General features: G+C 63.3%; 24 protein-coding genes and 1 tRNA gene. 13 read left to right on the forward strand and 12 right to left on the reverse strand.

Features of this window, described 5'->3' with window-relative positions:
• The first annotated feature begins 58 nt into the window (after nt 1-58).
• From ihfA to FGK64_RS00430, 5 genes are all read left to right on the forward strand, one after another.
• Nucleotides 59-361 (forward strand): integration host factor subunit alpha, encoded by a 303-nt coding sequence (gene ihfA / locus FGK64_RS00410; protein WP_138861840.1) that lies wholly within the window; start codon nt 59-61, stop codon nt 359-361.
• An 11-nt stretch (nt 362-372) separates the two neighbouring features.
• Nucleotides 373-1,380 carry a MerR family transcriptional regulator gene (locus tag FGK64_RS00415; RefSeq protein ID WP_138861841.1) on the forward strand — a complete coding sequence of 336 codons (1,008 nt, stop codon included), beginning with the start codon at nt 373-375 and terminating at the stop codon, nt 1,378-1,380.
• Nucleotides 1,381-1,462: 82 nt separating this feature from the next.
• Nucleotides 1,463-1,539: transfer RNA gene (locus FGK64_RS00420), tRNA-Pro, on the forward strand.
• 52 nt (nt 1,540-1,591) lie between these two features.
• A complete protein-coding gene (locus FGK64_RS00425; protein ID WP_138861842.1) occupies nt 1,592-2,671 on the forward strand; it encodes a 2'-deoxycytidine 5'-triphosphate deaminase in 1,080 nt (359 codons plus the stop codon).
• 134 nt (nt 2,672-2,805) lie between these two features.
• Entirely contained in the window at nt 2,806-3,423 is a 618-nt protein-coding gene (locus FGK64_RS00430; protein WP_246057639.1) for a DUF1236 domain-containing protein, read from the forward strand.
• Between the two features lie 154 nt (nt 3,424-3,577).
• Here FGK64_RS00430 and FGK64_RS00435 read toward each other — a convergent pair whose 3' ends face one another.
• From FGK64_RS00435 to FGK64_RS00470, 8 genes are all read right to left on the reverse strand, one after another.
• Nucleotides 3,578-3,820, reverse strand: coding sequence for a hypothetical protein (locus FGK64_RS00435; RefSeq protein WP_138861843.1), 243 nt, complete (start codon nt 3,818-3,820; stop codon nt 3,578-3,580).
• A 23-nt stretch (nt 3,821-3,843) separates the two neighbouring features.
• Nucleotides 3,844-4,503, reverse strand: a complete 660-nt coding sequence (scpB, locus tag FGK64_RS00440) for an SMC-Scp complex subunit ScpB (RefSeq protein ID WP_138861844.1) — start codon at nt 4,501-4,503, stop codon at nt 3,844-3,846.
• Between the two features lie 2 nt (nt 4,504-4,505).
• On the reverse strand, nt 4,506-5,297 hold the full coding sequence (locus tag FGK64_RS00445; RefSeq protein ID WP_138861845.1) for a segregation and condensation protein A: 792 nt from the start codon (nt 5,295-5,297) through the stop codon (nt 4,506-4,508).
• On the reverse strand, nt 5,290-6,294 hold the full coding sequence (gene nagZ / locus FGK64_RS00450) for a beta-N-acetylhexosaminidase (RefSeq protein ID WP_138861846.1): 1,005 nt from the start codon (nt 6,292-6,294) through the stop codon (nt 5,290-5,292). The genes FGK64_RS00445 and nagZ overlap by 8 nt, the downstream gene beginning before the upstream one ends.
• Before the next feature lie 10 nt (nt 6,295-6,304).
• The gene (locus FGK64_RS00455) at nt 6,305-7,282 is read right to left on the reverse strand and encodes an SPOR domain-containing protein (RefSeq protein ID WP_138861847.1); all 978 of its coding nucleotides are present in this window, start codon (nt 7,280-7,282) and stop codon (nt 6,305-6,307) included.
• Nucleotides 7,283-7,365: 83 nt separating this feature from the next.
• Nucleotides 7,366-9,111 (reverse strand): arginine--tRNA ligase, encoded by a 1,746-nt coding sequence (gene argS, locus FGK64_RS00460; RefSeq protein ID WP_138861848.1) that lies wholly within the window; start codon nt 9,109-9,111, stop codon nt 7,366-7,368.
• Between the two features lie 53 nt (nt 9,112-9,164).
• Nucleotides 9,165-11,015: a cation:proton antiporter gene (locus FGK64_RS00465; RefSeq protein ID WP_138861849.1), complete on the reverse strand. Its 1,851-nt coding sequence runs from the start codon at nt 11,013-11,015 to the stop codon at nt 9,165-9,167.
• A gap of 60 nt (nt 11,016-11,075) precedes the next feature.
• Nucleotides 11,076-12,242 carry a deoxyguanosinetriphosphate triphosphohydrolase gene (locus FGK64_RS00470; RefSeq protein WP_138861850.1) on the reverse strand — a complete coding sequence of 389 codons (1,167 nt, stop codon included), beginning with the start codon at nt 12,240-12,242 and terminating at the stop codon, nt 11,076-11,078.
• Between the two features lie 82 nt (nt 12,243-12,324).
• Here FGK64_RS00470 and FGK64_RS00475 point away from each other — a divergent pair, with 82 nt between their 5' ends.
• The 4 genes from FGK64_RS00475 to grxD all read left to right on the forward strand — a co-directional run bounded on the left by FGK64_RS00475 (nt 12,325) and on the right by grxD (nt 14,315).
• Complete coding sequence (locus FGK64_RS00475; RefSeq protein ID WP_138861851.1) at nt 12,325-12,648, forward strand: HesB/IscA family protein; 324 nt, start codon at nt 12,325-12,327, stop codon at nt 12,646-12,648.
• Nucleotides 12,649-12,722: 74 nt separating this feature from the next.
• The gene (gene xth / locus FGK64_RS00480) at nt 12,723-13,502 is read left to right on the forward strand and encodes an exodeoxyribonuclease III (protein ID WP_138861852.1); all 780 of its coding nucleotides are present in this window, start codon (nt 12,723-12,725) and stop codon (nt 13,500-13,502) included.
• A 107-nt stretch (nt 13,503-13,609) separates the two neighbouring features.
• Nucleotides 13,610-13,852: a BolA/IbaG family iron-sulfur metabolism protein gene (locus FGK64_RS00485; RefSeq protein WP_138861853.1), complete on the forward strand. Its 243-nt coding sequence runs from the start codon at nt 13,610-13,612 to the stop codon at nt 13,850-13,852.
• 91 nt (nt 13,853-13,943) lie between these two features.
• A complete protein-coding gene (grxD, locus tag FGK64_RS00490) occupies nt 13,944-14,315 on the forward strand; it encodes a Grx4 family monothiol glutaredoxin (protein WP_138861854.1) in 372 nt (123 codons plus the stop codon).
• A 160-nt stretch (nt 14,316-14,475) separates the two neighbouring features.
• Here grxD and FGK64_RS00495 read toward each other — a convergent pair whose 3' ends face one another.
• Complete coding sequence (locus FGK64_RS00495) at nt 14,476-14,877, reverse strand: cell division protein ZapA (protein ID WP_138863017.1); 402 nt, start codon at nt 14,875-14,877, stop codon at nt 14,476-14,478.
• The gene (locus FGK64_RS00500; protein ID WP_138861855.1) at nt 14,877-15,419 is read right to left on the reverse strand and encodes a hypothetical protein; all 543 of its coding nucleotides are present in this window, start codon (nt 15,417-15,419) and stop codon (nt 14,877-14,879) included. The genes FGK64_RS00495 and FGK64_RS00500 overlap by 1 nt, the downstream gene beginning before the upstream one ends.
• A 262-nt stretch (nt 15,420-15,681) precedes the next feature.
• On the opposite strand from FGK64_RS00500, the gene tkt reads away from it, so the two are divergent.
• Entirely contained in the window at nt 15,682-17,700 is a 2,019-nt protein-coding gene (tkt, locus tag FGK64_RS00505; RefSeq protein ID WP_138861856.1) for a transketolase, read from the forward strand.
• A gap of 151 nt (nt 17,701-17,851) precedes the next feature.
• The gene (locus tag FGK64_RS22425; RefSeq protein ID WP_138861857.1) at nt 17,852-19,264 is read left to right on the forward strand and encodes a VPLPA-CTERM sorting domain-containing protein; all 1,413 of its coding nucleotides are present in this window, start codon (nt 17,852-17,854) and stop codon (nt 19,262-19,264) included.
• Between the two features lie 45 nt (nt 19,265-19,309).
• Here FGK64_RS22425 and FGK64_RS00515 read toward each other — a convergent pair whose 3' ends face one another.
• Complete coding sequence (locus FGK64_RS00515) at nt 19,310-20,284, reverse strand: DUF808 domain-containing protein (protein ID WP_138861858.1); 975 nt, start codon at nt 20,282-20,284, stop codon at nt 19,310-19,312.
• Nucleotides 20,285-20,466: 182 nt separating this feature from the next.
• Between FGK64_RS00515 and gap the strand changes: the two genes are divergently transcribed.
• Nucleotides 20,467-21,468 carry a type I glyceraldehyde-3-phosphate dehydrogenase gene (gap, locus tag FGK64_RS00520; RefSeq protein WP_138861859.1) on the forward strand — a complete coding sequence of 334 codons (1,002 nt, stop codon included), beginning with the start codon at nt 20,467-20,469 and terminating at the stop codon, nt 21,466-21,468.
• 91 nt (nt 21,469-21,559) lie between these two features.
• Nucleotides 21,560-21,703, forward strand: a complete 144-nt coding sequence (locus FGK64_RS22095) for a hypothetical protein (RefSeq protein WP_171053932.1) — start codon at nt 21,560-21,562, stop codon at nt 21,701-21,703.
• 83 nt (nt 21,704-21,786) lie between these two features.
• Here the strand turns inward: FGK64_RS22095 and coaD are convergent, their stop codons facing one another.
• Nucleotides 21,787-22,284 (reverse strand): pantetheine-phosphate adenylyltransferase, encoded by a 498-nt coding sequence (gene coaD, locus FGK64_RS00525; protein WP_138861860.1) that lies wholly within the window; start codon nt 22,282-22,284, stop codon nt 21,787-21,789.
• Between the last annotated feature and the right edge of the window lie 71 nt (nt 22,285-22,355).

The following is a 22,355-nucleotide window of genomic DNA, read 5'->3' on the forward strand; positions in this document are numbered from 1 at the left end:
GATATTGACAGGTAAATTGCCCTACCCCTATGCTTTTTCGAAACAACAGGGGAATGTCATGAGCGAAAAGACACTGACGCGGATGGATCTGAGCGAAGCCGTCTTTCGCGAAGTCGGCCTGTCACGCAACGAAAGTGCGCAGCTGGTTGAAAGCCTGCTGGAACATATGTCCGACGCGCTGGTGCGTGGCGAGCAGGTCAAGATTTCGTCGTTTGGCACCTTCAGCGTGCGCGACAAATCGGCCCGGATCGGCCGCAACCCGAAAACCGGCGAAGAGGTGCCAATTCAACCTCGCCGCGTGCTGACGTTCCGCCCCTCGCATCTCATGAAGGATCGTGTTGCCAGCGGCAACAAGGCCTGACAGGAGCCATTATGTCGAAATCACCTGACGCGTTCCGCACCATCAGCGAAGTTGCGGAATGGCTTGGCGTTCAGGCGCATGTACTGCGATTCTGGGAAAGCAAATTCAGTCAGGTGAAACCCGTCAAACGTGCGGGCGGGCGAAGATACTATCGCCCGAACGATATGCTGCTTTTGGGCGGGATCAAGAAGCTGCTGCATGAAGACGGCATGACGATCAAAGGCGCCCAGAAGATGCTGCGCGAACAGGGCGTCGCCGCGGTGGCCGCCATGTCACACCCCGTTGACGACGGGCTTGATGGCTCTGACTTTGTCGAGGCCGAGACCGATATCGAGATTGATATCGATGTTCCGGCCGAACCCGTTGAAGGTATGGTCGTCCCCTTCCCCAAAAGTCAGACCCCGGCGGCCGATTCGCCGTCCCGGCCTGTACCGGAAGACGCTGACAGCCTGCTGTCGCGTATGGAAGCACAAGACGCCCCGGCCGACGACGCATTGCCAGATACCACTGAACCCGACGCCGGCGAAGATGAACTGGCGCCGCTTTCGGCCCGCGATATCGACGCTCCGCCTGCCACCGACATCGACGTGGCCGATGCCGATGATGATTTTCAGGAATTCGGTCTTGGCTCTGCCACGGCGGACACGCCGGATTCAGTCGCTGTAACTGCTGACAGCGTGGAACAGCCTGCCGATCCCGCGCTTGCGGTGTCGGAACCCGAGGACGACATAGCTGCGCTGCCATCATTCCTGAATCGCCGGCTGACGCCAGAGGCTGATGCGCCCCCCTCCGGAGATGAGCCCGATGTGGAGAGGGCCGCTTCCAAAGCCTCTCCCAAACCCATCATCATTGATGCGCCAGACCCGCCGTCCGACGATCAGATCGCCTATGTGCCCGGCCCCCTCGCTCGGCTGGCCGCAGAAGCGCCGATAGCGCCTGAACATCTGCCCGAGGTTGCCGCCGTGTTGGCCGACCTGCGCGCCTGGCATCAGCGCGCGACATCCGTGGCCGGACGCTGAAAAACCTTTGGGAAAATCCTCTGTTCAGGACCGTGTTTTTCCCTTGTGCCCGATCTGAAAACCGCTATGTAACGCCCATCGTCGGGCTATGGCGCAGCCTGGTAGCGCGTCCGTCTGGGGGACGGAAGGTCGCAGGTTCGAGTCCTGCTAGCCCGACCAATTCTTGCCGACGATACCACGCCGCCATCCCGCAGATGCAGGAGGATGCGGCGTGACCGGTGTTTGCCCGAACCAGACAATCGAACAGATGATCGCGCGCGGCGAAATCGCCGCCGCCCCCGCGATCCTTCCCGATCAGGTGCAGCCTGCCAGCCTAGATCTGCGCCTTGGCACCGTGGCCTATCGCATTCGTGCGTCCTTTCTGGCCGGACAAGGCCGCAGCGTGGCCGAGCGGCTGGAAGAATTCGAAATGCACCGGATCGACCTTTCGGCTGGCGCGGTTCTGGAAAAGGGCTGTGTTTATCTTGTCCCCCTGATGGAGCGGCTGGATCTGGCTGAAGGGATCACAGCCGTTGCCAACGCCAAAAGCTCGACCGGGCGGCTTGACCTTCTGACACGCACGATCACCGATGGCGGCACCGAATTCGATCGTATCACAGACGGCTACAGTGGACCCGTCTACGCTGAAATCTGCCCACGCTCGTTTTCTGTATTGGTGCGGCCGGGAATGCGGCTCAACCAGATCCGGTTCCGCAAGGGCCAATCGGTGCTGAGCGACGCCGACCTGGCCGCGCTGCACGCGAGGATGCCGCTGGTCGATACGCCGCCGGTGATCGAACAGGGCCTTGGCTTTTCCGTCGATCTGGCGCTGCCCGGATCGACCCTTGTGGGCTATCGTGCCAAACCGCACACCGGCGTGATCGATCTGGACCGGATCGGGCACTACGACCCGACCGATTACTGGGAAGAGGTGCACGCCACCAACGGGTCGATCATTCTGGATCCGGGGGCTTTCTATATCCTTGTGAGCCGCGAATCCGTTCACATCCCGCCTGATTACGCGGCAGAGATGGCCCCCTATCTTGCCATGGTCGGTGAATTCCGCGTGCATTATGCGGGCTTCTTCGACCCGGGCTTTGGCCATGCCGCCGCCGGCGGCACCGGCTCGCGCGGGGTACTGGAAGTGCGCTGCCACGAAGCGCCATTCGTGCTGGAACACGGGCAGGTTGTCGGCCGGCTGGTGTATGAACGCATGTCCGAAACGCCAACGCAGCTGTACGGCGCGGGCATCGCCTCGAATTATCAGGGCCAAGGGCTGAAGCTGGCGAAACACTTCAAGTCGGTAGGCTAACCGCCCCTGTTGGCGGCCATTTTCCGCCTATGCGGATTTTGGTATCGGGAACGCCCGGGCCGGGGTCGGCGTTGATCGTGCAATAGACCGGCCCGGAACGATCCGGGACCGGCACGCGATCAAGGAGAGATACCATGACCATCGCCCCGAAACTTGCCGTCGCACTGATTGCCCTTGCTGGCCCAGCCGCGGCTCTGACAGCCGATACCACCACCGAATTGAACCTGCGCGCGGGTCCGGGCGCGCAGTACCCGGTCCTGGCAGTCGCCCAGCCCAACAGCACGCTTGATGTGCAGGGCTGTGTGGAATCTGGCCAATGGTGCAAGGTTTCATTGGCTGGAACCGAGGCTTGGGCCTATTCGCCCTACCTGACCGCAAAGCTCGGCCAGGATCCTGTTGTCATCTACGACAATATCGCTCCGCTCGAAGTCCAGACGATCACCTACCAATCGGTGAATAACGGTACGGTGACCGAGCTTGGCGAAAGCTTTGGCGACAAGCAAGGTGAGCTGATCGTGAACGGCCCGAAAGCAGTGCCGGGATACGCCCCCGATGAACGTACCGTGCTATTCATTCAGGAAAACCCTGTCGAACCGATCTATCTTGACGGGGAAGTTGTTGTGGGTGCTGGCATTCCGGCCAACGTGGTCCTGACTCCGGTGCCCGAGGTGGCCTATGATTATGCCAACGTGAACGGCCAGATGGTTCTGGTTGATCAGGGCAGCCGACGTATCGTCACCGTGATGCGGTAAGCTGCGATGACGTCAGGATGGGGGCTCTGCCCCCGTCCCTTCGGGACTCCCCCGGAGTATTTTCGGAATAATGAAACCGGCGTGGACGTTCTGCTGGTTCAAGGCCACAGTCATGCCCGCCGGGAGCTGCGCGATTGCGGGCAGCTTGGCCTTCTCAGTCACGCGCATCATTGCGGGCAGCGCGGCGTGCGCGGCGTTTTTCGCGGATCGCGTCGCGTTCGGCCAGCCGGCGAGCCTGTCCCTCATCTTCCTGCCGACTTACCGCCGTCTCCGACTGGGTGGGTTGCTTGTTTTTTGAATGACGTGAGGCTGCACGCACCGTGGCATTGACGCCCGAGTTGATCGCTTTGCGCATCACGATCTTCAGGAACATGTTGACGATCTGGTTCAGGTTCATGGCGATCTCCTTTCGGTGAGGCTCTAATCCTCGAACAGTTCGGACTGGCCCGGTGCTTCGTCCTCTTCGTCCTCTTCGCGATCGGGTCCCATAGCAAAACTTCCGACAGGCGGGCGGTTCTCGAGCAAGCCAGCGGCGCGCAGTTCCTTCAGGCCAGGCAAATCACGGGCATTTTCAAGACCGAAGTGATCAAGAAAGATCGGCGTCACCACGAAGGTAACCGGACGGCCCGGAGTCATCTTGCGGCGGCCAAAGCGGATCCATTCCATCTCGAGCAGCTGGTCGATGGTGCCGCGCGAGACGGACACACCGCGGATTTCCTCGATCTCGGCGCGGGTGGCAGGCTGGTGGTAAGCGATGATCGCCAGTGTCTCGATTGCCGCGCGCGAGAGTTTGCGTGTTTCGACGGTTTCCTTCTGCATCAGGTAGCCCAGATCGGGCGCCGTGCGCATGGCCCAGGCGTCGTCGATGCGCACCACGCGCACACCGCGCCCTTCATAGCGTTTGCGCAGATGGGCCAGCGCCTCGGCCGCGTCGCAGCCGTGCGGCATCCGGGATTCAAGCTCCTTCACGGTCACCGCTTCGGGGGTCGCAAAGAGGATCGCCTCGACCATGCGTTCCTGTTCGCCCATGGGCGGGGCCTTGAACAGGCTTTGTTCTTCTTCCTCGGTGGGGGGCTGCATCGTCATGAGCGTTTGCGCAGGTGGATGGGGGCAAAGGTGTCGGACTGGCGGATTTCCAGGTGGCCTTCCTTCACCAGCTCCAGCGAGGCTGCAAAAGTCGCCGCCGTGGCCGACCGGCGGCGCACCGGATCGCTGCCCCAGCCCTCGGGCAAGTAGCTGGCAATGTCGGTCCAGTCGGCGGCGTATCCGATTAGCCCGCGCATCCGTTCCAGCGCCTGTTCCATGGTGAACACCTTGTCGCGGTCCATCACGAAGGGGCGGAATTCGTCGCGGGTGCGGATGCGGGCGTAGCCCTGCATCAGATCAAGCAGCGTCGCCGTATAGCGCACCGAGCGCACGCGGGTGACCTCTTCGACTTGGCCTCGGGCAAAGAAATCGCGCCCCAGCCGGTCGCGCGCCATCAACCGGGCTGCAGCGTCACGCATCGCTTGCAGGCGTTCCAGCTGGAATGCGAGATGCGCAGCCAGTTCTTCGCCCGTGGGGCCATCTTCGGTGGGGTCCGGCGGCAGCAGTAGGCGTGATTTCAGGAAGGCGAGCCAGGCGGCCATCACGAGGTAGTCGGCCGCCAGTTCGATGCGCAGCTGCTTGGCTTTCTGCACGAAGGCCAGGTACTGATGCGCCAGTTCCAGCACCGAGATCTTGCGCAAGTCTACCTTTTGCGTGCGCGACAGGGTCAGCAGAACGTCAAGCGGGCCCTCGAAGCCTTCGACATCAACGATCAGCGCCTCGGCGGCCATGCGTTCGGCCACGGTGGGCGTGGCCTCTGGAAACAAATCCTGTGGAGTGTCAGTCATAAACCTGTCCGCGCATCAGTCGGACAAGTTCCGCCTCTGAGGCAGCAATGTCAAGATCGCGCGGCGGGCGCCGGGCCTCCAGCGCCGCCAGTGCGCGGGATTGCGCCCGGTCGGTCATGCGGCCCGCGGCATTGGCCACCTGTTCCCGTTCCGCGAGGGTGCCGTTGCACAGCAGAACAACATCGCAGCCCGCCGCCAGCGAGTCGCGCGTGAGGTCGCCCAGATCGCCCTGCAGCGCCTTCATCGAAATATCATCTGTCATCACCAGTCCGTCGAACCCGATCTGGTCGCGGATGATATCCATCACTTTGGACGAGAGCGTGGCGGGCGCCCCGTCCAGCGCCTCATAGACCACATGCGCGGTCATGCCCATCGGCAGGTCGTTCAAGGTGCGGAACGGCGCGAAATCGGTATCGTCCAGTGCCTCTGGGTCGGCGCCGACCTGTGGCAGGTCGAAATGGCTGTCGGCGGTGGCGCGGCCGTGGCCCGGCATGTGTTTCAGCACCGGCAGCACGCCGCCATCCAGTAACCCGTCGGCCACGGCGCGGCCCAACCGGGCGACCTGCGCCGGATCGGTGCCATAGCAGCGGTTCTTCAGGAAATCGTGGGTCTCCGGCGCGGCCACATCGACCATCGGGGCGCAGTTGCTGTCGATCCCCAGCGCGTGCAATTCATGCGCGATCAGGCGATAGCGCAGGTACATGGCGCGCTCTGCCCCCTCGCCCGCGCGGGTGACGTGATCCAGCGGCGGCAGCCAGACCCGGGCCAGTGGCGCGCGCAGGCGCTGCACGCGGCCGCCTTCCTGGTCGATGGTGATGGGCGCATCACGGCCCACGGCGCTGCGCATATCATCACAAAGGGCGCGAATCTGGTCGGGCGTGTCGATGTTGCGGGCAAACAGGATGAATCCGAACGGATCGGCCTCGCGGAAGAACGCGATTTCCGAAGGGGTCAGGCGAAGCCCCTCGGCATCCAGTATCGTTGCGCCAAACGCCATCACAGGCTCCTTATCGCGTGGCGACGGGGATGCAGTCGGCGTTTTCCGCGACCAGCATCGAACAGAACCGCCGCGCATCGTTGATATCGTCAAAGCCCATGGCACGCAGGCGGTAGAAGTTGCGCCCACCGCTGCTGGCCTGCTGGATCACGCGCGATTTGTCGCCAAGGTATTCGGCAAAGCGGTCGTGTAGCTTGTCCCATGCGGTACGTGCGACTTCGGGGCTGTCAAAGGCGCCAAGTTGGGCCAGCCATGTTCCGGCGGGCAGCGTATCTGCGGCGACTTCTCGGGTAACGACCGGCGCGCTGGTCACGGGCGTGCGCGACACTGGCGCGTCCGACAGGCTGACGGGGCGCGCCGCGGGGCGCAGAGAGCGCGGAAGACCCGGGCCCTTCAGCACCGCGGGTTCCGGTTTCAGCATCTCATCCGCCGACACGGCATCCAGCGGTTCGGGTTGCACGATATCGGCAGGGGCGCCATCAGCGTTGCGACCCACCAGTTGCGCCACCAGCGCATCAATGGTTGGATCGCCCGTCGACTCGGCTATCTGCTCTTTCTCTTTTGCTGCTGCGGCGGCTGCGGCTTCGGCGCGGGCGACGGCGGCCTCTTCCTGTTCTTTCAGCGCGCGCAATTCGCCCGGGGTAATGTCATCTTCGGTCAGCGATACGGGGCGCGGCGCCAGCAACAAGCGATCCGCCGGAGCGGCGGCGGTGCCTTGGGCGGCGACGGCGTTTACGGCAAGGCCCTGATGGTCGGCGGGCTGGCCACCGGGGTTTTCCGGCTGCACCCGCATCGGGCCTTCCAAGGCGCGCACCACCGGCACGCCGCTGACATCGCGCACGACCAGCTTGTAGCCCCAGACGCCAATCCCGATCACCAGCCCAAGCGAGGCCACCGCCCCGACCACATTGACCAAGCCGCCCAGCCCCGCCTTTTGCGGGGCAGACTCGTCCAGAGTCACCTCTTCGGTGTCGTCAAAATCTGCCATCTCGCCTCGCTGCCCGGGGTCCCTCCATGGCGGGCCACCGATGTCATTTGATTGCCTGCTTTCGGCGCGTCGGGCGAAATTGACTATCGCATCTCCTGCGCCGGTGTGACGCCAAGAATACCAAGACCACCCGAAATGACAACGGAAACGGCACGTGCCAATGCCATTTTCGACTGGCTGGTGGCGGTTTCACCCTCTTGCAGGAAGCGAAGCTCGGGCTGATCGTTGCCGCGGTTCCACAGCGCGTGGAAATCGCCAGCCAGTTCATACAGGAAGAACGCCACGCGGTGGGGTTCGTTGGTGCGCGCCGCGATTTCCACAAGGCGCGGCCATTCGGCCAGCTTGCGGGCCACGGTCAGCTCGGACTCGTGCGTCAGCCCCGACAGATCGGCCCCGCGCAGCGTATCGTCGCCCGCCTCGACCCCGGCCTCGGCCGCGCGGCGCAGCACGCTCATCACGCGGGCATGGGCGTATTGCACGTAGAACACCGGGTTTTCCCGGCTTTGTTCCAGCACCTTGGCAAAATCGAAATCCAGCGGCGCGTCGTTCTTGCGGGTCAGCATCACGAACCGGGTCACATCCGGGCCGACCTGTTCGACAACATCGCGCAGCGTCACGAAGTTGCCCGCGCGTTTTGACATCTTGAAAGGTTCGCCGTTCTTGAACAGGCGCACAAGCTGGCACAGCTTGATGTCCAGCGGGACGGTGCCTCCGCTCAGCGCCGAGACAGCCGCCTTCATCCGCTTGACGTAACCGCCGTGATCGGCGCCGAACACGTCGATCAGCGCGTCAAAGCCGCGGCTGACCTTGTCATAGTGATAGGCGATATCCGGCGCAAAATAGGTCCAGGCGCCATCGGATTTCATGATCGGGCGATCCACGTCATCGCCATGCGCGGTCGAACGGAACAGCGTCTGTTCGCGGGGTTCCCAATCTTCCGGCGTCTTGCCCTTCGGCGGCTCCAGCACGCCGCGATAGATCAGATCCTTGCCGCGCAGCTCCTCGATCGCGGCCTCAATCCGGCCGGTGCCGTACAGCGATTTCTCGCTGAAGAACACATCCATCTTCACGCCAAGCGCGGCCAGATCTTCGCGGATCAGCTCCATCATGGCGTCGGTGGCGAAATCGCGCACCTCTTCCAGCCAGTCCTCTTCCGGGGCGTCGACATAGGCATCGCCCACCTTGTCCTTCAGCGCCTCGCCCACGGCGATCAGGTAATCGCCCGGGTAGGTGCCATCGGGAAAGGCCACGTCTTGGCCATGCGCTTCGAGGTAGCGCAGGTAAACCGAACGCGCCAGCACATCGACCTGCGCGCCACCGTCGTTGATGTAATATTCGCGCGTCACGTCATGGCCCGCGTAATCCAGCAGGCTGGCCAGCGCATCCCCAAACACCGCGCCGCGCGTATGGCCCACATGCAGCGGGCCGGTGGGGTTGGCGCTGACGTATTCCACGTTGACGCGCCGCCCCTGCCCCATAGTTGAACGGCCATAATCCGTGCCGGTGTTCAGAACCGCGCCGATCACGTCATGCCAGACCGAATTCTCCAGACGCAGGTTCAGGAAACCGGGGCCCGCCACCTCGGCCGAGGTGATGCGCCCGTCACGGCCCAGCCGCTCGGCCAGGGCTTCGGCGATGTCGCGCGGTTTCATGCCTGCGGGCTTTGCCAGCACCATCGCGGCATTGGTTGCCATGTCGCCATGCGCGGCGTCACGCGGCGGTTCCACCGTCACAGCATCGGTGTTCAGCCCCTGCGGCAGCACGCCATCTTCGGTCATCGCAGCGATCGTATCGACGACAAGCGCGCGAATATCGGCAAAAATGTTCATCTCGGTCTTCCCATCGTCCGTCAGCGCGCGGTGTATCACGCGCGCCCGCAAGGTCAACGGCTGTCGTCTGCCGCGGCCTGTGGCGCAGGGTCTGCGCTGTCGCGTTTGGGTGGCGAGAAATGGACGACCTGTGCGCCGTCACCTCCGGTGATTTCGGTGCCCTTCTTGGGGAACCGCAATTCGCCCTTGGGGTAGACCACGGTAATGATGACGGCCTCGGGGCGGGCATTCAAGAACTCTTCGATCCCATAGGCCTCGGTCAGTTTCGTCACCCGGAATTCCCAGCCTTCGCGATGGCGACTGGCCAGTTCATCATAGCTTAGCCCCTGCGCAAATTGGCGCCCGCCCAGCGTCGCCGGCAGCGAGTTGCGGGTCGACTCTTCGTTCTCTCGGTGCAGCTGAAACACGTTGTCGCGGCCCAGTTCGGGCCCAAGATCGGTCGCGACCAAGGTGTTATAGGCGTCGTTGTCGGTGACGCAGACCAGCCGCTTGTAGCTGGAGTATTCGACATGCAGCTCGGCCAGTTCCGACAGGATGTCACCGAAGAATGTCGGAATGCCAGCGGCGCGCGCCGGGCGCAAGTGGCCCCGGTTGCGGTCTGCGATCAACACCGGCGTTTCGGTACGCTTGATCGCCTCGGCCAGTGCCGTGCTCCACCGTGACCCGCCCACCAGAAGGATGCCGGGCCGTTGCGCCCCGGTCAGACCCAGGGCGCGGGCCAGCGGGCCAAGGGTAAAGCCATGCACCACCACCGTGGCCGCCACCAGCGCAAAGGCCAGAGGTGCGATCAGCGCGCCATCCACCACGCCCAAGTCGGCCAGCCGCTCGCCAAACAGCCCTGCAACAGCCACCAGAACCACGCCGCGCGGCCCGGTCAGCGCCACGAGGACACGTTCCTTGCGACCCACATCGCTGCCGATCAGCGACAGCAGCACCGTGGCCGGGCGCACCAGCAGGATCACAACGCCAAGGAACAGCGCCGCGCGCCATGTCAGCAGATCAAGATCGCCAAAATCCAGCCCCGCCGCCAGCAGGATGAACACGCCCGACACCAGCAGGATCGTCGCATGTTCCTTGAAGCGGCGCATTTCGTCATAGGACGGCAGGTTGGCATTGGCGATCAGCACGCCCATCGCCGTCACCGCCAGCAGCCCGCTTTCATGCAGCAGCGCGTTGGGCATGGTAAAGACGACCAGCAGCATCACGAAGAGCACCGGAACCTTCATGTATTCCGGCACCTTGCCGCGCCGGAAAGCCCAGGCCACCAGAATGCCCGCTGCCACGCCAACCAGAATGGCGATCAGGATGCCGCTGACCAGATGGAACGCCGCAACCCCCGTCGATTCCGCCGCAGAGTAGCGCAGCACGACGATTTCAAAGGCAAGCACCGCTGCCATGGCGCCGATCGGGTCGTTGACGATGGCCTCCCACTGCAACAGAGCGGCGGGTTTACGCGACAGCCGCGCCTGACGCAGCAAGGGCGCGATCACCGTGGGGCCAGTCACCACCATGATGCCGCCAAACACGGCCGAGGATTCCCACGACAGCCCGGCGACATAATGCAGCGCCAGCGTCGACAGCAGCCATCCTAGCGGGGCGCCGACGAACACCAGCCGCCGCACCCCCTGCGCCACGCCCTTCAGCGTGTGCAGGTTCAGCGTCAGGCCGCCCTCAAACAGGATGATCGCCACGGCGATGGAAATCATCGGCTGCACCAGCGGGCCGATGTCGCGTTCAGGGTCGAAAACGCCAGCCACGGGGCCGATCAGGATACCCGCAAGCAGCATCAACACGATGGCCGGAAGTTTCAGCCTCCACGCCAGCCATTGCGCGCCAACCCCCAGCGCGCCAACCAGCGCAATCGCCATCACCGGAGACATCTGCCCCGCCGCCCCATCAACCATGCGTATCCGCCCCTGCTATGCGCCGCCCTAGGGCGGCCATTCGAGCCGCCCGAGACAGCCCTACTGATAGGAACCGTCGGGAACGATCTTCGTTCCCACGATGGCCGCATGTTGTTGAATTGCAAAGCGGTCTGTCATCCCGGCCACGTAATCCGACACGATCCGCGCCAGCGCGGTTTCATTCCGCGCCTCTTCGACATCCTTGCGCCATTGCTTGGGCAGTTGATCGGGATGCGCCATGTAATGCGGGAACAGATCATGCACCACCTGCGTGACCTTCTCGCGCATCAGAACAACGGAAGGCGCGCGGTACATGCGGTGGAACAGAAACTCACGTATCTGCTTCAAGTCATTGAAAACCGGATCGGAAAACCGGATCAACCCGCGCCCGGCATGGCGCACGTCCGCCGCCGACTTCGGGTCGATTTCCGCCAGCCGGACGCGGGCGAAGTTGATGACATCCTCGACCAGCACGCCAAAGAACCGGCGCAGCGCCTCGTGACGGCGGCGATAGTAGTTGAGCCCGGGATAGAGCCGGTCCACCTCGGCGAAACAGCGATCCAGAATGGGCAGTTCGGCCAGTTCATCGGTCGAAAACAGCTCGGCCCGCAGGCCATCATGCAGATCGTGGTGGTTATAGGCCACATCATCGGCGATCGCCGCCACCTGCGCCTCGGCGCTGGCATAGGTGGCCAGTTCCAGATCGTGGCGCGCGTCATAGGCGGCCAGCGCCCAGGGCAGGTCGCCCGTGACCGGGCCGTTATGTTTCGCAATGCCTTCAAGGGTTTCCCACGTCAGGTTCAACCCGTCGAAGTCGGCGTAATGGCGTTCCAGATCGGTCACGATACGGATCGCCTGCGCGTTGTGGTCATAGCCGCCATAGGGCGCCATCAGCACATGCAACGCATCCTCGCCCGTGTGACCGAAGGGCGGATGGCCCAGGTCATGCGCCAGCGCGACCGCCTCGGTCAATTCGGGGTTCAGCCCCAGCGCGCCAGAGATCGTGCGCGCCACCTGCGCGACTTCAATCGAGTGCGTCAGGCGCGTGCGGTAATAATCGCCCTCGTGTTCGATGAACACCTGCGTCTTGTGCTTCAGCCGCCGAAAGGCGCTGGCATGGATGATCCGGTCGCGATCGCGTTGAAAACACGACCGGAAACTGCTTTCCTCTTCCGCGACGAGCCGTCCCCTGCTCGCCTGCGGATCCGAGGCATACGGCGCGCGCATTGTTGCTGATCCTTGTCGCCTGTCCCTGAGGTTTCTATATTGCAGGCGTTACCATAATGAAACCGCCCCCCGGAGCGTGATGATGCAACTGCCCCCCAAGGTCACCGACCGCGCCTTTGAACGCCTGTCCGAGATCGGCGCAGCCCAACAGGGCAAGGCGCTGCGCATCGCGGTTGAAGGCGGCGGATGTTCCGGTTTCCAGTACGAGATCGCGCTGGACGCCCCGGCAGACGACGATCTGGTGCTGGAAGGCCAGGGCGAACGCGTCGTGGTTGATTCCGTGTCGCTCCCGTTCTTGTCGAACGCGGTGATCGATTTCACCGAGGAACTGATCGGCGCGCGCTTCGTGATCGAAAACCCCAACGCGACCTCCTCCTGCGGCTGCGGCACCTCGTTTTCCATGTAGGCCTGCCGCCTTGCCCCTGCGGGCCGCCTGCGCCATAGAAAGACACCAGGCTCAGGCGGAACGGAGTGCGGCAGATGAAGATCGCGACCTTCAACATCAACGGTATCAAGGCTCGCGCGGCCGCCCTGCCCGACTGGCTCGATTCTGCGCAACCCGATGTGGTTCTGTTGCAGGAAATCAAATCCGTGGACGAGGCCTTCCCGCGCGAGCTGTTCGAAGAGCGCGGTTATCAGGTCGAAACCCACGGGCAGAAATCCTTCAACGGGGTTGCGATCCTGTCGAAACTCCCACTCGAGGATGTCACGCGCGGCCTGCCCGGCGATGACAGTGACGAACAGGCCCGCTGGATCGAGGCCACGGTCGTGGGAAAGCAGGCGATCCGCCTGTGCGGGCTGTACCTGCCCAATGGCAACCCGGCTCCAGGGCCGAAATACGACTACAAGCTGGGTTGGATGGAACGGCTGCGCGCCCGCGCGCAACAGCTGCTGGACGGCGAGGAAATCGCGCTGATGGCGGGCGATTACAACATCATTCCGCAAGCTGAGGATGCCAAGCGCCCGGACGCCTGGCGCGAGGATGCGCTGTTCCGGCTGGAAAGCCGCGAGGCGTTTCGCCGGATCGTGAACCTTGGGTTTACCGATGCCTTTCGCGCGCGCGTGGGCGGCCCGGGGCACTACAGTTTCTGGGATTATCAGGCCGGAGCCTGGAATCGCGACGATGGCATTCGGATCGACCACCTTCTGCTGACGCCGCAATGCGCCGATCTGCTGCGCGACGTGGGCATCGACAAGGAAATCCGCGGGTTCGACAAACCGTCAGACCACGTGCCCGTCTGGGCGGAGATCGACATCTGAGCAGCGCCACACCGGCGCGGTCCAAACGCAGGGCAAAGGGGCGCGATCCGGTTGCACGGCTTCGCGTCAGGCCCTAGACCGGAAGAGAACGAACAGGAGCGCATACCATGGCAATGCAGGCCCATGAAATCGAAGACCTGATCCGCGCCAGCTTTCCCGCCGCGCAGATCACGATCACCGACCTTGCCGGCGACGGAAACCACTATGCCGCCGAGGTCATCGACGAGAGCTTTCGCGGCCAGAACCGCGTGCAACAGCAACGCGCCGTCTATGCCGCGCTGAAAGGCAAGATGGATGGATCAAGCGGTGAATTGCACGCGCTGGCACTGACGACGAAAGCCCCGGAATAAACCGGCCCACCGCGCGCCTATGGACCCGGCGCCGTAGGCTGCCTATATCTGGGACAAGCCACCCCCTGACCTCAGGACCGAAGGACACGCCATGACCGAGACCACAGATATCGCCGCCCAGATACAGGACACCATCAGCGCAAACGACGTGGTGCTTTACATGAAAGGCACCAAATCCATGCCGCAATGCGGCTTCTCCAGCCGCGTCGCCGGTGTGCTGAACTACATGGGCGTCGACTTTGCAGATGTGAACGTTCTGGCCGATGAAGGCATTCGCCAAGGGATCAAGGATTTCTCTGACTGGCCGACCGTGCCGCAGCTTTATGTCAAAGGCGAATTCGTCGGCGGCTGCGACATCATCACCGAGATGACGCTCTCGGGCGAGCTGGACACGCTGTTCGACAGCAAGGGCGTGTCCTACGACAAGGACGCCGCCAACAAGATCCGCGAAGCCAACGGCTAAGCGCCTACAGCACGCGAAGATGGGGGCGCTGCCCCCGTCCCTGCGGGACTCCCCCGGAGTATTTCGGGAATAATGAAATGGGGACGGGTCCCCTGCTTCTTTGGGATATAAATATCCCCGCCGGAGGCTTCGCGCGCAGCGCGAATTTCGACACCGATGATCAGGATGCGAGGCCAGCTTTGGCTTCGACGTCCTGAGCCAGCGCCTCGGCACGCGCTGCCATTTCTGTCAGTGCGTCGGTTAGCGATGGCGGGATAACGGCCACTTCTACCCGTTCGGGTTCTGCGGCGGGTGCATTGCGCAGTCGGGCAAGTTCCTCTTCTGCCTCGGCAAGTTTTGCTTCGACATCACGGATGCGGTCTTCGACCGAGGCGGTCTTGTCAGCCAAAAGCAGGCCGGCCATCAGCAACATGCGGCTTTCCGGCATACGTCCGATCTGATCCGAGAGCACCTGCGCTTCGTCGTCCAGCATCTTGGCCGCCGTGTGCAGATAGGTTTCCTCACCCGCCTGACAGGAGACTTCGAAGGCGCGGCCGCCGATCTGAATCGTCACTTCCGGCATCATGTGGTCCTTTCCTGCGTGTCAGAGGCATCGGGCTGTGCCACCCCATTCACCAGGGGATCAAGCCGGGCGAGGATGGCGGCCGCTTCGGCGGCATCGGCGGCGCGGGTGGCGCGCAGCCCTTCGAGTTCGGCCAGCATCGCCTTGTTGATCAGATGCGGTTCGCCGACCCCGGCCTCGTTCGCCTCGCGCAGGGCCATGTTGGACTGGCGGAGTTGTTCGTTGGCCTGCCGCAGCCGTTGCAATTCGCCGTCGAGTTGAGCGAGCGCGTCGGCCTGGGCCGAGACTTCGCGGCGCAGGTCGTCGGCTTCGGTGCTGTCAACGGCCTCGGCGCGGATGCGCTCGATTTCGTCGAAATGTTTCTGGTTCAGCACGCGCAGCCGTTCTTTCAGCTGGGCGTTGGCGGTTTTTTCGTCTTCCAGTTCCGCCGCCAGATCGCGGCCATCATCTGCGTTGGAGGCATTCGACAGGGCATCGAGCCCCGTGCCGATCCTGTCCAGCGCCGCCGAGATGCGGGATTGCAACGCGTCGATATCGCTCATGCCTCTCACCTGTCTAAGGGCTGCCAACTGGCCGCCGCCGTGTCTGCCTGTTTCGCGCCCAGATCTGCCAAGCGAATCGGCACCCAAGGCGGGTTTCGATCAGTTTAGCGAAAGCCTTGGCAAAATACCTCCCCTTAGAATTCAGCGGCTTGCCGGGCGCTTCTCAAGTGATGTCCCGCGGTAAATGGCGCCAATGCTTGATCTTTGGCCTCTCGCTGCTATTGAGCAGGCCAATCGCTGCCTAAACAAAGGACCGAAGCCCGTGGATCTGACTGCTCTTCGCACTGCCCACCCCGAACATTGGGGCAAGGCCACCGCAATCCGCGCTCTGACGCTGGATGCCGTTCATGCCGCCAACTCCGGCCATTCCGGCATGCCGATGGGCATGGCCGATGTGGCGACGGTTCTCTATGAAAAGCATCTGAAATTTGACGCCTCCGCCCCGGAATGGCCCGACCGCGACCGGTTCATCCTGTCGGCCGGCCACGGCTCGATGCTGCTGTATTCGCTGCTCTATCTCACTGGCGACGCCGAGATCACGCTGGATCAGATCCGCAACTTCCGCCAGATGGGCGCCAAGACGGCGGGCCACCCCGAGAATTTCCTGGCGCGCGCCATTGAAACGACCACCGGGCCGCTGGGCCAGGGCATCGCCAATTCCGTCGGCTTCGCCATTGCCGAGGAAGTGCAGCGGGCGCAATTCGGCAAGAAGATCGTCGATCACCACACCTATGTGATTGCGGGTGACGGCTGCCTGATGGAAGGCATCAGCCAAGAGGCGATCACGCTGGCCGGACGGCTGCGTCTGGGCAAGCTGATCGTGTTCTGGGACAACAACAACATCACCATCGACGGCCCGGTCGATATTTCCGATGCCACCGATCAGCCCGCCCGCTTCCGCGCCGCCGGTTGGCAGGTGATCGAGATCGACGGCCATAACCCGGAAGAAATCGACGCCGCGATCACAAAGGCCAAGACCAGCAAGAAGCCCTCGATGATTGCCTGCAAGACGCATATCGCGCTGGGACATGCCGCACAGGACACCTCGAAAGGCCACGGCGCGCTGACCAACCCCGAGCAGCTGATCGCCGCGAAAGAGGCCTACGGCTGGAGCACCGGCCCCTTTGAGGTGCCCGCCGACATCAAATCGGCCTGGGAGGCCATCGGCAGCCGGGGCGCCAGCGACCACGCCGAGTGGAAGACGCGGCTGGCCGAACTGAGCGAGCGCAAACAGGGAGACTTCAACCGCATCCAGTCGGGCGAGGCGCCCAAGCGGTTGCAGGCGACCATTCGCGCACTGAAGAAGCAAATCTCGGAAAGCCAGCCGAAACTGGCAACCCGTGCCAGCTCAGAGCGCGTGCTGGAGGTGGTGAACCCGATCATGCCCGAAACGCTGGGTGGATCGGCTGACCTGACCGGGTCGAACAACACGAAAACCGGCGATCTTGGCGTGTTCCTGCCCGAAAACCGCAAGGGCCGGTACATCCACTATGGCATCCGTGAACATGGCATGGCCGCCGCGATGAACGGCATGGCGCTGCATGGCGGCGTGCGCCCCTATGGCGGCACTTTCATGTGTTTCACCGATTACGCCCGCCCCGCGATGCGCCTTGCCGCGCTGATGCAGGTGCCCAGCGTCTTCGTGATGACCCATGACAGCATCGGCCTTGGCGAAGATGGCCCGACCCACCAGCCGGTCGAGCATCTGGCGATTTCGCGCGCCACGCCCAACACCTGGGTGTTCCGCCCCGCCGACACGGTGGAAACCGCCGAGGCATGGGAACTGGCGTTGACCTCGCAGAAAACGCCAAGCGTGATGTCGCTGACCCGTCAGGGCCTGCCGACCGTGCGCACCAAGCACAGCCAGAAGAACCTGACCGCGCAGGGCGCCTATATCCTGGCCGAGGCCGAGGCCAAGCGGCAGGTGATCCTGATCGCGACAGGGTCCGAGGTGTCGGTCGCGCTGGCCGCGCGCGACACGCTGGAGGCCGAGGGCATCGGCACCCGCGTGGTTTCCATGCCCTGCATGGAGCTGTTCGAGGCGCAGGACGAAACCTATCGCCGTCGCGTGCTGCCCGCCGGCCCGGTTCGGATCGGGATCGAGGCCGCCGTGCGCCAGGGTTGGGATCGCTGGCTGCTGGGTGAACGTGGCCGCGCGAACAAAGCCGGCTTCATCGGCATGGACAGCTTTGGCGCATCGGCCCCTGCGGAAGAGCTGTTCGAGAAATTCGGCATCACCGCCGAGGCGACCGTTGCCAAGGCGAAATCGCTGCTGGGCTAAGCCCTTGTCGGCCCCGGCGGGCACACCTGCCGGGGCTGCCACATTTCAGCCACAATTTACAAATCCCTCACAGAACCGTTACATACTGCAGGCATCAGCCCCGGGAACGCCGCGCCCTTTGCGCGGCGATTTTGCAACCGGAGTTTCCTGCATGTCCCGTTCCCTGTTCCTGACCACCACCGCGCTTGTCGCGCTTGGCCTGCCCGGTGTGGCCGCCGCTGCCACCTGCTCTTCCGCTCTTGTCGGCGGCAACCCGGTGCTGACCTGCGATCAGCCCGCCACCGACCCGGTCAGCGATGCCAGCGACACCCTGACGGTCAACGTCACCTCGGGTGCGGATGTCACCAGCACCGACAAGGACGTGGCCGCGCTGGAGCTGAACGGCATCGATGTCACGGTGAATAACGCGGGCACCATCCAGAACACCGATACCGACAAGGACGCCAACGCGATCACCGGCATCGGCAGCACTCTGACCGTGACCAACAGCGGCACCATCCACAGCGGCGACCGCGCGATTCACATGCTGGACGGGTTCTCCGGCGGCCTGACCGTCGTGAACGAAGCCACCGGAGTCATCACGTCGCGCCGTCAGACCATCCGCACCGAAGAGGCCGCGCCAAATTCGACGATCGAGAACCACGGGCTGATTTCCTCGGTCGAAGGCCGGGCCATCCAAGTGCGCGGCCAGGGGTCCAGCGTCGTCAACTACGGCACCATCGAAGGTGGCGAAGAGGTGATCGAAGCACGCGACGATTTCACCCTGACCAACTATGGCACCATTCGCCTGCGCGATGGCGTGGACGACGAAGACGGCACACAGCTGGCCTCGGGCACGGTGAAGAACTATGGCCTGATCCTGGGCAGCGATGACGGCGTCGATATCGACGAAGGCGAAATCTATAACTACGCGGGTGCCAGCATCATCTCGACCGGGCCGGAAGGCGCCGGGATTGACGTCGACGACGTGTTCGACAACAGCCGCGATCCGGTGCGCGCCGCCAACCCGCTGTATGTCGAAAACGCAGGCTATATCGAAGGCCGCTTCGCCCTTGGCGCCGACGAAAACGCAACCTCGGAAATCAACGTCGTGAACAGCGGCACGCTTTATGGCCGCAGCGGCGTGGCGATTTCCCTGGCCCCCGGTCAAGGCGACAGCTCGGTCACTCTGACCGGTGCCAGCGTCGTGATGGGCGATGTGGTGTTCGGCGGTGGCGACGATCTTCTGACCGTGGCCAGCCTGACTTCGGGCGTGCTGGGCGATGGGCTGTTCGACGGTGGTGACGGGTTCGATACCCTGGTGCTGGGCAGCTATGCGCTGACCGATCTGCTGAGCTTTGATTTTGACGGCACGCTGGTCGACCTGGCGCTGCAAACCGCCAATGGCGTCGTCACCGCGCAATTTACCAACTTTGAAAACTGGATGTTCGGCAACGGCGACAGCTATTCCACCAGCGCGCTGGCCGCAGCCGTTCCGGCCTCGCAAGTGCCGCTGCCTGCTGGCATGGCGCTGTTGCTGGGTGGTCTGGGCGGGTTTGCCACCCTGCGCCGCCGCAAGGCCTGAGTTTGACAAAGCGGGCGGGCCCAAGCGGCCCGCCTGCCCCGCGCGTTAATGCGCGTCGGCGGGTTTCTTGCCTGTCATCTTTTCCCACAGCGGCACGATGACCTTGGTCGCCAGCGGGATCAGGGCAAAGCCCAGCAACAGCCCGAACACCCCGTCGAACGCTGCGGTCACGGCCCATTCCACAAAGCCATGCGCCTGCTTTGCCGCATCGGCGACCTGCACCGCGATGTGGTGGATCCAGTCGTAGGGCCCGTGCCAGCCCAGCTCTCCCAACCCGTGGATGATGATCGACCCGCCGACCCACAGCATCGCCGCCGTTCCGACCGTGCTGAGCAGCTTCATCAGCCAGGGCATTGCCCGCACGATCCCGCGCCCCAGCGCACGCGTGGGCGACAGGCGGCCGTTCTCGGCCAGGTAAAGCCCCACATCGTCGGCCTTCACGATCAGCGCAACGCTGCCGTAAACCACGACGGTGATGCCGATGCCGACAACGGCCAGCGTCGCCGCCTCCATCCAGAGGTTGCTTGGCGGAATCTCTGCCAGTGCAATCGTCATGATTTCGGCGGACAGGATGAAATCGGTCTTGATCGCGCCTGCGGCCTTCTCTTCTTCCAGATGCGCGGGATCGCCGGGTTTATCCTCGGGGAACACCTCGTGCGGATGATGCGGCCACAGGACGTGGTAGATTTTTTCGGCGCCTTCGAAGCACAGATAGGCCCCGCCCAGCATCAGCAGAAGCGGGATCAGCCAGGGCGCGAATTGCGACAGCAGCAGCCCCGCTGGCAGCAGATACAGCAGCTTGTTCTTGAATGACCCCTTGGCGATGCGCCAGATGATCGGCAGCTCGCGCGCGGCGGCGAAGCCGTGCACGTATTTTGGCGTGACGGCGGCATCGTCGATCACCGCACCCGCCGCCTTAGCCCCGGCCTTGGCCGCCTGTGCCGCCACATCGTCGACCGAGGCGGCCGCAACCTTGGCGATTCCCGCCACGTCATCCAACAGTGCCAGAAGGCCGCTCATTCACCTGTCCTTTTGTCGATCCTGCCGTCCTTAGCCTAGCGCAATGCGACAGCAGGGCAAGCGTGAGCGTTAACAGCCACAGTTTGCGCTAACACATTCATTTTCCGATGCTTTTTTGCTTTTGATGCTGCGCGCACGGGGCTATATCCGCCCTAACCCCAGTTTTTTTGCCGGAGCTTGTCATGACCATTAATGTCGGTATCAACGGATTTGGCCGGATCGGCCGCTGCACCCTGTCACACATCGCCGCCAGCGGCCGCAACGACATCCGGGTCGTGAAGGCAAACGCGACCGGCCCCATCGAAACCGCCGCCCACCTGCTGCGCTATGACAGCATCCACGGCCGGTTCAACAACAACATCCGCGTCGGCGAACGCACGCTGGATCTGGGCCGTGGCGAGATCGAGATGTTCTCGACCTATGACCCGAAAGAGCTGGACTGGTCGGGCTGCGACGTGGTGCTGGAATGCACCGGCAACTTCAACGATGGTGACAAGGCCTCGGTGCACTTGGAGCGTGGCGCCAAGAAGGTGCTGATTTCCGCGCCCGCCAAGAACGTGCAGAAGACCATCGTGTTCGGCGTGAATCACAACACGCTGACCCAGGCCGACAACATGGTGTCGAACGGGTCGTGCACCACCAACTGCCTGGCGCCACTGGCCAAGGTGCTGGACGAGGCCATCGGCATCGAACACGGCATCATGACCACCGTGCATTCCTATACCGGCGATCAGCCGACACTGGACCGTCGCCATTCCGATCTGTATCGCGCCCGCGCCGCCGCCATGGCCATGATCCCAACCTCGACCGGTGCCGCCAAGGCCTTGGGCGAAGTGCTGCCGAACCTGAAAGGCAAGCTGGACGGCTCGGCCATTCGCGTGCCCACGCCGAACGTCAGCGCCGTCGATCTGACCTTCCGCGCCGCCCGTGACGTAACCGCCGAAGAGGTGAACGCCGTTGTGGCCGAAGCGGCCAAGGGTTCGATCGGCAAGGTGCTGGCCTATGACCCCGAGCCGAAGGTGTCGATCGATTTCAACCACACCGAAGAAAGCTCGATCTTTGCGCCCGACCAGACCCGCGTCGTGGACGGCCGCATGGTGCGCGTGCTGGCCTGGTACGACAACGAGTGGGGCTTTTCGGTGCGCATGGCGGATGTGGCAACCCACATGGGCCGCCTTGGCTGATCTGTCGCCTGCAACCTTGAGATCCGGCGCCCCGTCAGGCTAACTGGCGGGGCGCTTTCGTTTCAGGCGCGCGGACGTTGCAAAGGCAGTCATGACCAATCCCATCGCCCTGGTTCTGGCCATTCTGATCGTGCTTGCCCTTGGGCTGGACCTGATCCTGTTCGGCAGCGGTCACGTGGTGTTTCTGGGCAAGAAACTGTTCCAGTTTCTGGAATGGCTGGCGTTCTGGCGATAGCGCGTACAGGTAAGGGGGCCCTGCCCCCGTCCCTGCGGGACTCCCCCGGAGTATTTTCGGAATAATGAAGCCGGTAGGCGGCGTCAGAGGCTGGCGAGTTTGGCCTTGAGCGCCTCGTTCACCTGCGGGGTGACGAATTTGGATACGTCCCCTTCAAGGCGGGCGATTTCCTTGACCAGCTTGGAGGCGATGGCCTGATGCTTGGCTTCGGCCATCAGGAAGACTGTTTCGATCTTGTTGTTCAGCACGCGGTTCATGCCGACCATCTGGTATTCGTATTCGAAATCGGCCACGGCACGCAGGCCGCGCACGATCATCTGTGCGCCAACATCGGCGGCGCAGTCGATCAGGAGGTTCTCAAACGGATGCGCGACGATTTCGGTGCCGGTCTGCTCGGAGAGCTTTTGGCATTCGGCCTCGATCATGGCGACGCGTTCTTCGAGCGAGAACAACGGACCTTTGTCGCGGTTGATGGCGACGCCGATCACCAGACGATCGACCAGCGCGGCGCCGCGGCGGATGATATCGATATGGCCCAGCGTGATCGGGTCGAATGTGCCCGGATAAAGTGCGATCCGCATTGCGGCCTCCCCTGCCCCAAGTGTCATGCTGCACCTGCAAACACCATTGCAGCGCCAAGATCAAGGGAAAG

It is taken from the genome of Arenibacterium halophilum, from assembly GCF_005938225.1.
Lineage (GTDB): Bacteria > Pseudomonadota > Alphaproteobacteria > Rhodobacterales > Rhodobacteraceae > Arenibacterium > Arenibacterium halophilum.

Excerpts from the sequence above, each read along its gene's own strand:
- ihfA (WP_138861840.1), top strand. The coding sequence starts at position 59 with ATGAGCGAAAAGACACTGACGCGGATGGATCTGAGCGAAGCCGTCTTT.
- FGK64_RS00415 (WP_138861841.1), top strand. The coding sequence starts at position 373 with ATGTCGAAATCACCTGACGCGTTCCGCACCATCAGCGAAGTTGCGGAA.
- FGK64_RS00430 (WP_246057639.1), top strand. The coding sequence starts at position 2,806 with ATGACCATCGCCCCGAAACTTGCCGTCGCACTGATTGCCCTTGCTGGC.
- FGK64_RS00435 (WP_138861843.1), bottom strand. The coding sequence starts at position 3,820 with ATGAACCTGAACCAGATCGTCAACATGTTCCTGAAGATCGTGATGCGC.
- scpB (WP_138861844.1), bottom strand. The coding sequence starts at position 4,503 with ATGCAGCCCCCCACCGAGGAAGAAGAACAAAGCCTGTTCAAGGCCCCG.
- FGK64_RS00445 (WP_138861845.1), bottom strand. The coding sequence starts at position 5,297 with ATGACTGACACTCCACAGGATTTGTTTCCAGAGGCCACGCCCACCGTG.
- nagZ (WP_138861846.1), bottom strand. The coding sequence starts at position 6,294 with ATGGCGTTTGGCGCAACGATACTGGATGCCGAGGGGCTTCGCCTGACC.
- FGK64_RS00455 (WP_138861847.1), bottom strand. The coding sequence starts at position 7,282 with ATGGCAGATTTTGACGACACCGAAGAGGTGACTCTGGACGAGTCTGCC.
- argS (WP_138861848.1), bottom strand. The coding sequence starts at position 9,111 with ATGAACATTTTTGCCGATATTCGCGCGCTTGTCGTCGATACGATCGCT.
- FGK64_RS00465 (WP_138861849.1), bottom strand. The coding sequence starts at position 11,015 with ATGGTTGATGGGGCGGCGGGGCAGATGTCTCCGGTGATGGCGATTGCG.
- FGK64_RS00470 (WP_138861850.1), bottom strand. The coding sequence starts at position 12,242 with ATGCGCGCGCCGTATGCCTCGGATCCGCAGGCGAGCAGGGGACGGCTC.
- FGK64_RS00475 (WP_138861851.1), top strand. The coding sequence starts at position 12,325 with ATGCAACTGCCCCCCAAGGTCACCGACCGCGCCTTTGAACGCCTGTCC.
- xth (WP_138861852.1), top strand. The coding sequence starts at position 12,723 with ATGAAGATCGCGACCTTCAACATCAACGGTATCAAGGCTCGCGCGGCC.
- FGK64_RS00485 (WP_138861853.1), top strand. The coding sequence starts at position 13,610 with ATGGCAATGCAGGCCCATGAAATCGAAGACCTGATCCGCGCCAGCTTT.
- grxD (WP_138861854.1), top strand. The coding sequence starts at position 13,944 with ATGACCGAGACCACAGATATCGCCGCCCAGATACAGGACACCATCAGC.
- FGK64_RS00495 (WP_138863017.1), bottom strand. The coding sequence starts at position 14,877 with ATGCCGGAAGTGACGATTCAGATCGGCGGCCGCGCCTTCGAAGTCTCC.
- FGK64_RS00500 (WP_138861855.1), bottom strand. The coding sequence starts at position 15,419 with ATGAGCGATATCGACGCGTTGCAATCCCGCATCTCGGCGGCGCTGGAC.
- FGK64_RS22425 (WP_138861857.1), top strand. The coding sequence starts at position 17,852 with ATGTCCCGTTCCCTGTTCCTGACCACCACCGCGCTTGTCGCGCTTGGC.
- FGK64_RS00515 (WP_138861858.1), bottom strand. The coding sequence starts at position 20,284 with ATGAGCGGCCTTCTGGCACTGTTGGATGACGTGGCGGGAATCGCCAAG.
- gap (WP_138861859.1), top strand. The coding sequence starts at position 20,467 with ATGACCATTAATGTCGGTATCAACGGATTTGGCCGGATCGGCCGCTGC.
- FGK64_RS22095 (WP_171053932.1), top strand. The coding sequence starts at position 21,560 with ATGACCAATCCCATCGCCCTGGTTCTGGCCATTCTGATCGTGCTTGCC.
- coaD (WP_138861860.1), bottom strand. The coding sequence starts at position 22,284 with ATGCGGATCGCACTTTATCCGGGCACATTCGACCCGATCACGCTGGGC.